A 12,508-nucleotide genomic window follows, 5' to 3' on the forward strand; every position below is an offset into this window, starting at 1 on the left:
TCCACGCCTACGGGTATGGGGCAGACATGGGGACATGTAGGTGCCGAGCTTGCTCGGCACAGCCGGAGCCAGTGTGATTACGGTGTACCGAACCGCCCCAGCGGCGCACCGGCCAGCAGATGCAGATGAATCTGGAAGACGGTCTGCCCGCCATCGCCATTGCAATTCATGACAACGCGGTAGCCGTCCTCGGCAAAGCCCTGCGCCTTCGCGTAACGCGCGGCGGCGGTGGCAAGGCGACCCACCACCACGGCGTCTGCATCGGGCACGTCATTGAGCGTGGCGAAATCGACCTTCGGCACGAACAGCACATGCACCGGCGCCTGCGGCGCGATGTCGCGGAACGCGATCAGGTGCTCGTCCTCGTACACCACGTCCGCCGGGATCTCGCGGCGCATGATCTTGTGGAAGATGGTCTCGCTCATGTCGTTCTCCTGTCGGTTCACCGCATTGTAGGAGCGCCCCATGGGCGCGACGCAATTTGCAGGAAACGTGTCACGGCCATGGGCCGCTCCCACAAGGGCCGCCTACAGGATTTCCGAGCGGCTGCCGAAGGCATGCTGCAAGGTGCCGCGATCCACGTATTCCAGTTCACCGCCCAGCGGCACGCCATGCGCCAACCGACTGGGATGCACGCCGCGCGCACGCGCGAGCTGCGCCAGATAGTGCGCAGTGGCCTCACCTTCGACAGTGGGATTGGTGGCGACGATCAGTTCGGTCACCTCGCCTTCTTCCAACCGCTGCGCGAGCTTGTCCAAACCAAGCTCACGCGGGCCGATGCCGTCCAGCGGACTCAGCCGTCCCTGCAACACGTAGTACAGGCCACGAAAACCCGTGGCCTGCTCGATGGCTAGTCGATCCGCCGGGCTTTCGACCACGCACAGCAGGTGCGCATCACGCGCGCCGCTGGCGCAGGTGGGGCATAGCGGGGTTTCACTGAAATCGCGGCAGCGCTCGCAATGGCCGATGTGTTCCATCGCCTGCGCAAGCGCATCGGACAAGCGCTTGCCGCCGTCACGCTGGCGCTCCAGCAGGTGGTAGGCCATCCGCTGCGCCGACTTCTGGCCGACACCGGGCAGCACCCGCAGCGCGTCAATGAGTTGTTCGAGGAGTGAGATGGTCATCGCATTTGATCGTCATTCCGGCTTTCGCCGGAATGACGGATCGCTGCATCAGAAAGGCAGCTTCATGCCCGGCGGAATCGGCATGCCCGCCGTTGCCGCCGCCATCTTCTCCTGCGACTGCGCGTTGATCCTGTTCACCGCGTCGTTGAACGCAGCGGCAATCAGGTCTTCCGCCATCTCGGGATCGGAAAAGACGCTGGGGTCGATGCGCACCTTGCGGCAGTCCATGCGACCGCCAAGGGTCACGCTGACCATGCCGCCGCCGGCATTGCCGGTGGCTTCCAGCGCGGCGACTTCTTCCTGCGCACGCTGCATGTTTTCCTGCAGCTTCTGCGCCTGCTGCATCAGTTGGGCGATGTTTCCACGCATGTTTCGTTCTTCCGTTGGATCAAATATTGAGGATCAGCCGTCGCCGAGCGGACGGATCGAATCCGGCACGATCTGTGCGCCATGCACCTGCACCAGCCGGCGAATGCCGGGATCATCGGCAAAACCGCGTTCGGCATCGGACTGGCGGCTGTCGCGCTCACGCGCGTTGCGCGTGCTGGCGGTTTCGCCACGCGGCTGGCCGGCCTCGAAGCGGATCTGCACGTCGCCGCCAAGCTGGCGACCGATGGCATCGCACAGTTGCAGGCGCAGGCTGGGCGAGTTCAGGTGTTCGTGTTCGGGCGTGAGTGCAAGCCGCAGCACGCCATCGCCATGGGCGACGAAGCCTGCATGTTCGGCCAGCAGTTTTGCAGGCCCGCGCAGGCCGCTTTGCGCCACCAGTTCCAGCCAGTGTTCGCTGTCGGTAACCAGCAGCGCACTGCTTGCTTGCGATGATGGCGCTGGCGATTCATTGCGCGGCGCAGGCGCTGGCTCCGGTGGACGCACGACCGGCGGCGCGGAACGCGGCGCTTCGACCACTTCCGGCAAAGTTTGCGCCAGCTCCGCACGCGCGCGTTCGGCGGCGGCACTGCGCCCCGGCGAAGGCATCGGTGCAGATGCTGTTTGTGGTTTGGGCACGGCCACTGGCTGCATCTGCGCGGCATCGGGCCGGAACGCCAGCATCCGCAGCAGGGTCATTTCGAAGCCGCTGCGCGGGCTGGGTGCATAGCCAAGATCACGGCGACCGTTCAGCGCCATCTGGTACCAGAGCTGCACCAGCTCCGGGCGCAGCTTTGCGGCCAACGCTTCGATGTCGATCACGTCACTCGCAGCTTCCACCGCCGGCACCAATTGCTTCACCTGGATGCGGTGCAGTGCATCGGCGATGGCATCCAGCACACTGCTCCAGTCCGGCGAAAAATCCGCAAGCTGCGCAGCTTCGTCCAGCAGGCGCGCGCCGTCATTGTCGGCCAGTGCATCCAGCAAGGCTTGCACGCGGTTGCGATCCACCGTGCCCAGCATCGCCGCCACTGCCGCGCCGTCCAGCCTGCCGCCTGTGTAGGCGATGGCCTGATCGAGCAGCGACAAGCCATCGCGCATGCTGCCGTCGGCGGCCTTCGCCAACTGCGCCACGGCATCCGCATCGGCATCGATGTTTTCCGCCGCGAGGATCTTCGTGATCTGCCCGCGAATCTGCGCCTCATCCAGCCGCTTCAGGTTGAACTGCAGGCAGCGGCTCAGCACCGTGACCAGCAGTTTTTCCGGGTCTGTGGTGGCGAACAGGAACTTGACGTGCTCCGGCGGCTCTTCCAGCGTCTTCAGCAGCGCATTGAACGCGGGCTTGGACAGCATGTGTACTTCGTCGATCAGATAGACCTTGTACTTGCCGCGCGAGGGCATGTACTGCGCGTTTTCGATCAACTCGCGGACGTTGTCCACGCCGGTGTTGGATGCAGCGTCGATTTCCAGCAGGTCGATGTAGCGGCCCGCATCGATGGCAAGGCATGTCTCGCACTCACCGCAGGGATCGGCGGAAGTGCCGCGCTCGCAGTTCAGCGACTTGGCGAAGATGCGCGCGATGGTGGTCTTGCCAACGCCGCGGGTGCCGGTGAACAGGAAGGCGTGGTGGACGCGCCCGGTTTCCAGCGCGTTGGTCAGGGCGCGCACGACGTGCTCCTGCCCGACCAGTTCGGCGAAACGCTTGGGACGCCACTTGCGGGCAAGCACGAGGTAGGACATGCCGCCATTGTGGCATGCGCCGGCGTTGCGCTTCGATGAATCCGCAACTCGCGATGACGCTTTTCAAGCCCCCTTGGTAAGGGGGCGCTCGCGCAGCGAGCGGGGGATCGGAAGCACATAGCGGGACCCACGATTTCGCGCAGCGGAAATCGTGGGCCGTTTAGGGCGAAGCCCTAAACGGGCGGCAGCCCCGCCGGCTGACCTCGGCGCCCGCGTCAGTCGATACCGTTGCTGCCTTCCGGCCCTGGCGGGGTTTTCGACCTAGCGTCGCGAGGGGCCGACGGGGCCACCATGGAGACTTGCATAGCGAGAAACTGGCGGAGAGAGGGGGATTCGAACCCCCGAAGCGCGGTTTAGACGCTTACACACTTTCCAGGCGTGCTCCTTCAACCACTCGGACACCTCTCCGCTGGAACCGGAAAACCGCGTCGCGGCGGCGTTCCGGGCCGCGCAGTTTACCGGCAGACCCGGTTTGGGACAAGGAAGCCCGTCCGGGTTCAGTAGCCGCGCTGCCAGGCCGCGTCGTAGGCCGCGCGCAGGCGGACGAAGTCGGCATCCACCTGTTCGATGCTGCGACTGCCGCGACGCTTGCGCAGCGAACGATGCAGGCGCTTGAGATTGGCCTCGCGCCAGCCGGTAGCGGGGATGCGCAGGCGTGAGCGGTCGAAGTCGATCATCCAGCCCTTGCCTTCGGCATCGAACAGGATGTTGTGGGCATTGAGGTCGGCGTGATCCAGCCCCGCGCGATGGAAGCGGGCAACGAGTTCGCCCGTTTGTTCCCACGGCGCGTCACCTTCCAGCGCAAGCGATGCCAACGGACGCACGCCGGGCAGGCGTTGCAACAAAATGGAAGCGGTGTAACGCAAACCCTCGCGCCGATAGCAGGCGGCGAATGGCAGCGGCACCGGCAATTTCTTCGCGCGCAGTTCGCGCAGCAGGCGGAACTCGGCGAAGCTGCGCACGCGGTTGATGCCACGCCAGAGGTGGCCTTCGCGGCTGAACTTCGCCATCCAGCCACCGCGCAGATAGTGGCGCAACACGGCTTCGCCGCCGCCCATGTCGATGAACCATGCGCCGCCGCGCCCGCCTTCCGACACCGGCTGCGCGGCCTCGCCCCAGTGCTTCGGGTTGAACCATGCCGGATCGGGCTGGCGCAGCTGGGTGCGGTCGAACAACACCGCGCCGTAGCCGCGTGCGTCGCGGAACGGCGTCAGGTGTTCATTTGCGTCGAAGCCGGCCATCCACGCGAGTCTAACCTCCGTGGCGTCGATGCTCTATCCTTCGTCCATGGTCAATGTCCTGTGCATCAAGTGGGGTGCCAAGTACGGCCCCGAATACGTCAACCGCCTGCGCTCGATGGTCAGGCGCAACCTGGCGCGCGAGCATCGTTTCGTCTGCCTGACCGATGACCGCAGCGGCATCGACCCGGACATCGAAGTCTTCGACATCCCCAAGGTCGGCATTGCCGATTTCGACGCGCAGGTGCCATGGGTGCGCGGGCATGGCTGGCTGAAGGTGACCAGCTTCGCCAATCCGTTGCATGACCTGACCGGCACCACCTTGTTCATCGATCTGGACGTGGTGATCGTGGATTCGCTGGACCGCTTCTTCGAGCCGCCGGGAGAGTTCTTGGTGATCCGCGAATGGGACAAGCGCGACGGCACTGGCAATACCTCGGTGTATCGCTTCGAAGCCGGCGCACACGCCGACCTGCTGGACATCCTGCGCCGCGACCAGCAGCGCATCCTGGGCGAAGTCCGCAACGAACAGGAATACGTCACCGGCACGCTGGGCGCGCAGGGCAAGCTGGGCTACTGGCCGGCGGAGTGGGTGCGCAGCTTCAAGCGCCACTGCATTCCCGCGCCGCTGGGCTGGTTTGGCACCCCGCGCATTCCACCGGGCGCGGCGGTAATCGCCTTCCACGGCCATCCGCACCCGGACGAAGCACTGGCGGGCCGCAGCGGCAAATGGTTCCGCAAGGTCAGGCCGACGCTCTGGATTGCCGAACACTGGCGCTGACCGCCTTGCCGCCGGCCCGCGCGGCCCGTATCATTCGCGGCCCGCTGCACCTAGTTGCAAACGGGGAGGTGGCAGAGTGGTTGAATGTACCTGACTCGAAATCAGGCAGGCGTTTATAGCGCCTCGGGGGTTCGAATCCCCCCCTCCCCGCCAGTTTGTGAAAGCGTTGGATGGTTCAGATCATGCGGGTTCCGCCCGCAGGTTTGGAAGGGGGATGAGAATCCCCGACGGGGGTTCGATAAGCCGCGCAAGCGGCTTGCACGGCGAAGCCGCCCGCAGGGCGTGGCGCGCAACGCCGAGTGAATCCCCCCTCCCCGCCAGATACGCAAAACGCCCCTTGTGGGCGTTTTTCGTATCTGGTTGGCAGGCGGCGGACGAGAACACCCGACGGGGGTTCGACAAATTCGTCTGGAACGAATTTGGACGACCGCAGGTCGCCCGAAGGGCACGGCACAGGATGTGCCGCGTCTATCCCCCCATCCGCTACACCCTCGGACTTTGCACCCGCGTCTATCCACCCCCATTCCATCATTTCCCGTCCGGGCCGGGATTTTCCGCCTCCGCTCGTCGTACAGTCCATCGGAACGACACGACGAAAGTCGCGTCCGCTCCAGCCCGCCCATTCCGTTAGCATCAGAGAGTCCCGGGACTTCCAGCAGCGCATGATCGAATTCGGACACCTGACCCACGTTGGCCTGCGGCGGGAGCTGAACGAGGACACCTATTACGGTGACAGCGAACTCGGGCTGTGGCTGGTCGCCGACGGCATGGGTGGCCACGAATACGGTGAGGTCGCAAGCGCGCTGGCGCGCGAGGCGATCGTGCGCGAGGTGCGCGCCGGCAACACGCTGGCCGATGCCATCCGCACCGCCGACGAGGAAATCATCCGCTGCTCGAAACGGCGCGGCGACAGCCTGCCGATGGGCACCACCGTGGTCGCGGCCAAGGTCAGCGGCAACCGCTTCGAGGTGGCATGGGTCGGCGACAGCCGCGTCTATCTGTGGCGCGACGGCGCGCTGACCCAGATTTCGCAGGATCACAGCTACGTGCAGGAACTGATCGCGCAGGGTGCGATCACCGCCGACCAGGCGCGCAGCCACCCGCATCGCAACGTGGTGACGCAGGCGCTGGGCGTGACCGATCCACAGCAGTTGAACGTGGAGACACTGGGCGGCGAGCTGCGCCCCGGCATGCAGCTGTTGCTGTGCAGTGACGGCCTGACCGAGGAAGTCGATGATCCCGGCATCGCCCGCGTGCTGGCGCATCAGGAATGCAGCGCGCAGGAATGCGTGGATGGGCTGGTGGCCGAAGCACTGGACGGCGGCGGTTCGGACAACGTGACCGTGGTGCTGATCCGGCGGCACTGAGGTGCATGCGCGGAGCAAGCTCCGCGCCTACAGCGACGGCATGTGCGTAGGTGCCGAGCTTGCTCGGCACGACACGAACGATCAACCGGCTTCCAGCTCCCGCCACAGGCAGCGCCCGGCCTTCTTCTGCAACACGTCCAGCCGCGCCGCGTGGGCCTGCGCTTCCTCGTCGTCGATGCGCACGCGCGGACGCAGCGAGGCATCGCCCACCGGCATCGCCACCACCGTTGTCGCACCCTTGGCGTCCGCCTGCTCGCCGCCGAAGCCGATCTCGCCCTGCCCCGAAGTCAGCGCGAGGTACACCTCCATCAGGATCTGGGCGTCGAGCAGCGCGCCGTGCAACTGGCGCTGAGAATTGTCCACGTCCAGCCGCTTGCACAGCGCATCCAGCGAATTGCGCTGGCCGGGGAAGCGCTCGCGCGCCAGCAGCAGGGTGTCTTCCACCGTGCATCGGTCGAGCAGCTTGCCGTAACCGTCCAGCCGCGCCAGCTCGGCATCGAGGAAGCCAACGTCGAACGCGGCGTTGTGGATCACCAGCTGCGCGCCATCGATGAAGGCGAGGAACTCGTCCACGATTTCGGGAAAGCGCGGCTTGTCGGCCAGGAACTCCAGGGTCAGGCCGGTGACTTCCTGCGCGCCGGGTTCGAACTCGCGGTCCGGGTGCAGATAGGTGTGGAAGGTGCGGCCGGTCGGGCGGCGCTCCAGCAGTTCCACGCAGCCGATTTCGACCACGCGGTTGCCCTTGCGCCATTCAAGGCCGGTGGTTTCGGTATCGAGAATGACCTGCCGCATCAGCTTGCCTGTTCCTTGATCTTGATGGCCTCGGCGCGAGCCAGCCCGTCCACGCGTTCGTTGTCCGGATCACCCGCGTGGCCCTTGACCCAGCGCCAGTCCACCGCATGCGGCGATGCCGCCGCGTGCAGGCGTTCCCACAGGTCGCGGTTCTTCACCGCGTCGCCGCCGGAGGTTTTCCAGCCGCGCCGCACCCAGTTGGCTAACCACTGACTGATGCCTTGGCGCACGTACTGCGAATCGGTGCTCAACACCACATTGCAGGGTTCGCGCAGCGCTTCCAGCGCGGCGATGGCGGCCATCAGTTCCATCCGGTTGTTGGTGGTATCCGGCTCGCCACCTGCCAATTCGCGTTCAACATCGCGCCAGCGCAGCAACGCCGCCCAGCCGCCCGGCCCGGGATTGCCCAGGCAGGCACCATCGGTATGGATTTCGATCTGCTTGCGCGCGCTCATGTAGCTTCCACCTGCCAGCCCAGCGCGCGCCGCCCGCGCATCGGCGTCAGCGGCAGCCGGCGCTTCTGCGCACGCAGCAGGAAGGCGGAGCGCAGCCCGGCACCATCCTGCAGGGCCGGATCGTGGCCGATGTCCCAGGTTGGCCCCAATCCCTGCGAGACCGTATCCGGTGCCAGCCCTGCCGTGCGCAGGCGTCGTCGCCAGGTCACCGGTTCGGAGACCGACAGCCCCTGCCCGCGCCAGCGCAGCCGGTATGGCGTCAGCGGATTCAGCGCCAGCAGCCATAGCCAGCCGCCGGGCAGCAGCACCCGCGCGCATTCGTCGAACAGCGCGGCCGGGTCGTCAAAGGCATCGGCCAAATGCTGGACGATGACCAAGCCGCATGACTCGCTGGCCAGCGGTAGCGGCAGGTCGCAGCGCAGATCGCCATCAAAGCCATCGCTGCCCGGATGCAGGCGCAACAGCGCGGCCTGATCCACGTCGCAGGCGATCTGCGCCGCCGACGGTGCCAGCCACAGCGCCGCCTGCCCCGGACGCTGCTGCAAGGCCACCCGCAGGCATTCGGCCTCGCTCGCGAGGATGGCCTGCCCGGCACGGCCCGCGAACCACGCATCGGCGGCAGCGGGGTCGGGTTGACGGCGGAAAGCAGGCAGCGGCATGTTCCGGATTCTGCGGGAAACCCTTCGACCCGTCACGACTGGACAAATGCGCCTGCACCCGCTTCCCGCCTTCGACGACAACTATGTCTGGCTGCTGCGCGACGATGCCGGCCGCGCGCTGGTGGTCGATCCCGGTGAGGCCTTGCCGGTGCTGGCGGCACTGGGCGATGCCGCGCCGCACGCGATCCTGCTCACCCACCATCACGGCGACCACGTCGGCGGCGTGCCGGAACTGCTGGCGCGCTGGCCTCAGACGCCGGTATTCGCGCCATTTGATGAGCGCATCGCCACCGCCTCGCAGCGGGTTGGTGATGGCGACGTGGTCGATGCCGGCCCGTGGCGTTTCAACGTGCTGGACATCCCCGGCCATACGCGCAGCCACATCGCATTCGTAGGGCACGGCCTGCTGTTTTGCGGCGACACCCTGTTCAGCCTTGGCTGCGGGCGGATGTTCGAAGGCAGGCCGGCGCAGATGCATGCCTCGTTAAAGCGGTTAGCCGCCCTGCCCGGCGACACGCGGGTCTGCTGCGGCCACGAATACACGCTGGAAAATGCGGCCTTCGCGCTGACCGTTGAACCCGGCAATCCCGCGCTGCAGGCCCGCCGCGACCAAGCCCGCGCGCAGCGCGACGCCGGCCAGCCCACGCTACCATCCCGGCTTGTCGATGAGCTCGCCTGCAACCCCTTCCTGCGCTGCCATCTGCCTGCCGTGCGCGCCGCCGCGCAGCGCCACGCGGGCCAGCCGCTGGCCGACGAAGCCGCCGTGTTCGGCACCTTGCGCACCTGGAAGGACGGCTTCCGCGCCTGAACGCCCGGCCGCACTGGTCGCAGGCTGCTGCGCAAGGCAAACTAGAGCGATTGCTCGACGCGCGCCCCACGCGCAATTTCAAGGAGACGACATGGGATTCCTGCAAGGCAAGCGCGCACTGGTCACCGGCATCGCCAGCCAGCGTTCCATCGCCACCGGCATCGCCGATGCCTTCCACCGCGAAGGTGCGGAACTGGCGCTGACCTACCAGAACGACAAGCTGAAGTCGCGCGTCGAGGACGCCGCCGCCGGCTACGGCAGCAAGATCGTGCTGCCGCTGGACGTGGCGGACGACGCCCAGATCGACGCCTGCTTCGATGCACTCGGCAAGCACTGGACGGACGGCTTCGACATCCTCGTCCACTGCATCGCCTTCGCCCCGCGCGAAGCGATCGAAGGCGATTTCCTCGACGGCATCAACCGCGAGCGCTACCACATCGCCCACGACATCAGCGCCTATTCGCTCGCCGCCATCGGCAAGGCCGCGCGCCCGCTGATGAAGGGCCGCAACGGCAGCATCCTCACCCTGTCCTACCTCGGTGCGGAGCGTGCGCTGGCGAACTACAACACGATGGGCGTGGCCAAGGCCTCGCTGGAAGCCACCGTGCGCTACATGGCGATGGCGCTTGGCCCGGAAGGCACCCGCGTCAACGCGATTTCCGCCGGCCCGATCCGCACGCTGGCTGCCTCCGGCGTTGCCAACTTCCGCAAGATGCTCAGCCAGTTCGAGGCAGTCGCGCCGCTGCGCAAGGCAGTGACCATCGAGGACGTGGGCAATGCCGCCGCGTTCCTGTGCTCCGATCTTGCGGGCGGCATCACCGGCGAAGTGACCTACGTGGATGCCGGCTACAACATCATGGGCATGAGCGGGATCGAGTAAGCCCGCACCCTCATCCGCCCCCCGCTTTCGCGGGGGCAGGCTCTGCGGGCACCTTCTCCCAAAGGGAGAAGGAAAAAAACGAAAACGCCCGGCATTGCCGGGCGTTTTCGTTTGCGGCGTCGGCAAGCGGCCTTACAGCCGGTCTTCCGCAACCTCGATCTTGTACTTCGCACGCGCCGCGCGCACGAAGGCCTGCTGCGCCTCGATGCCGTGAGCGGTGGCAAGCTGCTGGCGCAGCGAGTCGCGCTCCTGCGGAGTGACCTGGGCAAGGTCGCCATCGCGGGCGGCGCGCACGGCAAACACCATGTACTGGTCGCCCAGCCGCGCCTTCTTCACCGATGCCTTGTCCTGCTGCGGGCGCGGAACCGCGAAGAACGCCTCCACCGCCTGCGGCGACGGCACCGGGCTGCCACGGCGCACTTCGTTGAGATCGGCCAAGGCCAGCCCGGCCTCACCGGCGGCTGCGGCAAGCCCCTTGCTGCCTGCGGCCTGCACCAGCGCATCGGCTGCGGCCAACGCGGCCTTGTGCTGGCGCTCGGCACGGATCGAGGCGATCACTGATTCGCGCACGGTTGCCAGCGGCAGCGCGCGTTCCGGCTGGTGTTCCAGCACCCGGATCAGCACGGTGCGCTCCGGCCCCAGTTCGATCGGGTCACTGGCACCGCCCTGCTTGAGCAGGTCGTCGGAGAACGCGGCGCGCACCACCTTGCGGTCACTGGCAATGCCGGGGCCACCTGCACGCGAGAAGGCCGGCGTGGTCTGCACCTGCAAGCCAAGCGCCTGCGCCGCCGGTTGCAGCGAGTTCGGATTCTTGTACACCGCATCGACCAGCTTGCCGGTCATGTCGTTGAAGATGCGCTCGCGCTCGGCGGCCTGCATCTCCTGTTCCAGCGCTGCACGCACCTCTTCGAACGGGCGCTGGGTACCGCCGCGCACCTGCTTGACCTTGATGATGTGCCAGCCGAAATCGGACTTGACCGGCCCGCTCACTTCGCCGGCCTTCAGCGCGAACGCCGCATCGTCGAATGCACCGGGCATGCTGCCCTTGGCGAGCCAGCCCAGGTCGCCGCCCTTGTCCTTCGACCCGGCATCATCCGAGTTGGCAGCGGCCAGCGCGGCGAAATCCGCACCCGGCGCGCGCGCCTTGGCGGCAAGCTCCTTCGCCTTCGCTTCGGCAGCCTTCTTCTGGGCCTCGCTGGCGTCGGCAGCCACCTGCACCTGGATATGCGCCACTTCGCGCTGCTCGGCGCTGGCGTACTTGCTGCGCTGCTCCTCGTAACGCTTGCGCAGTGCCGCCTCGTCCAGCACCGGCATGGGCAACGTGGCGGCATTGACCTCGACATACTCCACGCGCACGCTTTCCGGGCTGCGGTAGGCGTTGGCATTGGCCTTGTACCAGGCTTCGATTTCCGCCGGCATGACCGGCGCATCATCCACCGGCGCGGGCGGCATCATCACGAAGCTGACGTCACGCTGTTCGCCCAGCAGGCGCATCAGGCGATCAATTTCGACATCGGTCACCAGGCCGGAGTTCACCAGCCGCTGCGGGATCAACCCCATCTGCAGGCTTTCGCGCATGCGCGCCTGGAAGGTCACCGGCGTCTGCGGCGGATTCTGCGAGGCCAGCAGCAACTGGTAGCGGTCAAGGTTGAACACGCCATCGACCTGGAAGTCCGGGATCGCCTGGATCGCCTCGCGCAGTTGCGCATCGCCGATCACGATGCCACTGCGCTCGGAGGTCATGCGCATGACTTCCTCGTCGATCATCGCATCGATGATCTTGCGCTTGTTCTCGACCGACTCGAACGCCTGTGGATCAAAGGCATCGCCTTGCTGCTCGCGCGCCTGCATGCGCAACGCTTCCAGCCGCTGGCGATACGCGGCGGAATCGATTTCGCGCGTCGTCCACAGGTAAGTCAGCGGCCACACCCGTGGTGCGGACTGCCACCATGACGGCGGCTGCGCGATGCGCGCGGCATGGGTTTCCACCTGCTGCGACATGTAGGACTCCATGCCGAAGAAGGCGAACGGGATGATGAGCAGGCCAAGGATCAGGGTGGCGATCCAGCCGGAAGTCTTGTCGCGAAGTGTCTGCAGCATGGGCGAATGACGATGAGGCGTAGCCGGGTAGTTTACCGGATGCGGCCCGGTCGCCCGCCCTGCAGGCAAAGAAAAAGGTTCTTCACGTATTCCCGGGGAAGGTGGCCTTGATCTTCAGGAAGAAGTAGGCGCTGTCCCGGTAGCCGTAAGCCATGCGCTTGATGACCTTGATTTTGTTGTTGATCCCTTCCAACTGGC

Annotated in this window: 14 protein-coding genes, 2 tRNA genes and 2 other RNA genes; 6 read left to right on the forward strand and 12 right to left on the reverse strand. The window is 66.3% G+C overall.

Annotation, left to right across the window (positions count from 1 at the left end):
• Positions 1-77: 77 nt before the first annotated feature.
• The 7 genes from QM612_RS01230 to QM612_RS01260 all read right to left on the reverse strand — a co-directional run bounded on the left by QM612_RS01230 (position 78) and on the right by QM612_RS01260 (position 4,471).
• Positions 78-425, reverse strand: a complete 348-nt coding sequence (locus tag QM612_RS01230) for a histidine triad nucleotide-binding protein (protein WP_415252076.1) — start codon at positions 423-425, stop codon at positions 78-80.
• A 102-nt stretch (positions 426-527) separates the two neighbouring features.
• Positions 528-1,124 (reverse strand): recombination mediator RecR, encoded by a 597-nt coding sequence (gene recR, locus QM612_RS01235; RefSeq protein ID WP_415252077.1) that lies wholly within the window; start codon positions 1,122-1,124, stop codon positions 528-530.
• Between the two features lie 48 nt (positions 1,125-1,172).
• Positions 1,173-1,493: a YbaB/EbfC family nucleoid-associated protein gene (locus QM612_RS01240; protein WP_415252078.1), complete on the reverse strand. Its 321-nt coding sequence runs from the start codon at positions 1,491-1,493 to the stop codon at positions 1,173-1,175.
• A gap of 33 nt (positions 1,494-1,526) precedes the next feature.
• A complete protein-coding gene (gene dnaX / locus QM612_RS01245) occupies positions 1,527-3,230 on the reverse strand; it encodes a DNA polymerase III subunit gamma/tau (protein ID WP_415252079.1) in 1,704 nt (567 codons plus the stop codon).
• Positions 3,231-3,417: 187 nt separating this feature from the next.
• Positions 3,418-3,514: signal recognition particle sRNA small type (gene ffs, locus QM612_RS01250), an RNA gene on the reverse strand.
• A 31-nt stretch (positions 3,515-3,545) separates the two neighbouring features.
• Positions 3,546-3,638: transfer RNA gene (locus QM612_RS01255), tRNA-Ser, on the reverse strand.
• A gap of 89 nt (positions 3,639-3,727) precedes the next feature.
• On the reverse strand, positions 3,728-4,471 hold the full coding sequence (locus QM612_RS01260; protein ID WP_415252080.1) for a 3-deoxy-D-manno-octulosonic acid kinase: 744 nt from the start codon (positions 4,469-4,471) through the stop codon (positions 3,728-3,730).
• Between the two features lie 46 nt (positions 4,472-4,517).
• Between QM612_RS01260 and QM612_RS01265 the strand changes: the two genes are divergently transcribed.
• From QM612_RS01265 to QM612_RS01280, 4 genes are all read left to right on the forward strand, one after another.
• Positions 4,518-5,249 (forward strand): hypothetical protein, encoded by a 732-nt coding sequence (locus QM612_RS01265; RefSeq protein ID WP_415252081.1) that lies wholly within the window; start codon positions 4,518-4,520, stop codon positions 5,247-5,249.
• A 62-nt stretch (positions 5,250-5,311) separates the two neighbouring features.
• A tRNA-Ser gene (locus QM612_RS01270) sits at positions 5,312-5,402 on the forward strand.
• 41 nt (positions 5,403-5,443) lie between these two features.
• Positions 5,444-5,569, forward strand: a non-coding RNA gene (locus QM612_RS01275) — RtT sRNA.
• A gap of 342 nt (positions 5,570-5,911) precedes the next feature.
• Positions 5,912-6,616 carry a PP2C family protein-serine/threonine phosphatase gene (locus QM612_RS01280; RefSeq protein WP_415252082.1) on the forward strand — a complete coding sequence of 235 codons (705 nt, stop codon included), beginning with the start codon at positions 5,912-5,914 and terminating at the stop codon, positions 6,614-6,616.
• An 81-nt stretch (positions 6,617-6,697) separates the two neighbouring features.
• Here the strand turns inward: QM612_RS01280 and dnaQ are convergent, their stop codons facing one another.
• The 3 genes from dnaQ to QM612_RS01295 are packed head-to-tail and all read right to left on the reverse strand — an operon-like array spanning position 6,698 to position 8,522.
• Positions 6,698-7,408, reverse strand: coding sequence for a DNA polymerase III subunit epsilon (gene dnaQ / locus QM612_RS01285; protein WP_415252083.1), 711 nt, complete (start codon positions 7,406-7,408; stop codon positions 6,698-6,700).
• Positions 7,408-7,863: a ribonuclease HI gene (rnhA, locus tag QM612_RS01290; RefSeq protein WP_415252084.1), complete on the reverse strand. Its 456-nt coding sequence runs from the start codon at positions 7,861-7,863 to the stop codon at positions 7,408-7,410. The genes dnaQ and rnhA overlap by 1 nt, the downstream gene beginning before the upstream one ends.
• On the reverse strand, positions 7,860-8,522 hold the full coding sequence (locus tag QM612_RS01295; protein WP_415252085.1) for a methyltransferase domain-containing protein: 663 nt from the start codon (positions 8,520-8,522) through the stop codon (positions 7,860-7,862). Before QM612_RS01295 ends, rnhA begins: the two co-directional genes overlap by 4 nt.
• Before the next feature lie 46 nt (positions 8,523-8,568).
• On the opposite strand from QM612_RS01295, the gene gloB reads away from it, so the two are divergent.
• On the forward strand, positions 8,569-9,330 hold the full coding sequence (gloB, locus tag QM612_RS01300; RefSeq protein WP_415252086.1) for a hydroxyacylglutathione hydrolase: 762 nt from the start codon (positions 8,569-8,571) through the stop codon (positions 9,328-9,330).
• A gap of 91 nt (positions 9,331-9,421) precedes the next feature.
• Positions 9,422-10,210: an enoyl-ACP reductase gene (locus QM612_RS01305; RefSeq protein ID WP_415252087.1), complete on the forward strand. Its 789-nt coding sequence runs from the start codon at positions 9,422-9,424 to the stop codon at positions 10,208-10,210.
• A 132-nt stretch (positions 10,211-10,342) separates the two neighbouring features.
• On the opposite strand, the gene QM612_RS01310 is transcribed toward QM612_RS01305, so the two are convergent.
• Together QM612_RS01310 and QM612_RS01315 are read right to left on the reverse strand one after the other, a co-directional pair.
• Positions 10,343-12,310, reverse strand: coding sequence for a peptidyl-prolyl cis-trans isomerase (locus QM612_RS01310; RefSeq protein ID WP_415252088.1), 1,968 nt, complete (start codon positions 12,308-12,310; stop codon positions 10,343-10,345).
• Positions 12,311-12,392: 82 nt separating this feature from the next.
• The coding region (locus QM612_RS01315; RefSeq protein ID WP_415252093.1) for a transposase at positions 12,393-12,508 on the reverse strand (116 nt) is incomplete at its 5' end.

It is taken from the genome of Thermomonas sp. (assembly GCF_047606765.1).
Lineage (GTDB): Bacteria > Pseudomonadota > Gammaproteobacteria > Xanthomonadales > Xanthomonadaceae > Thermomonas.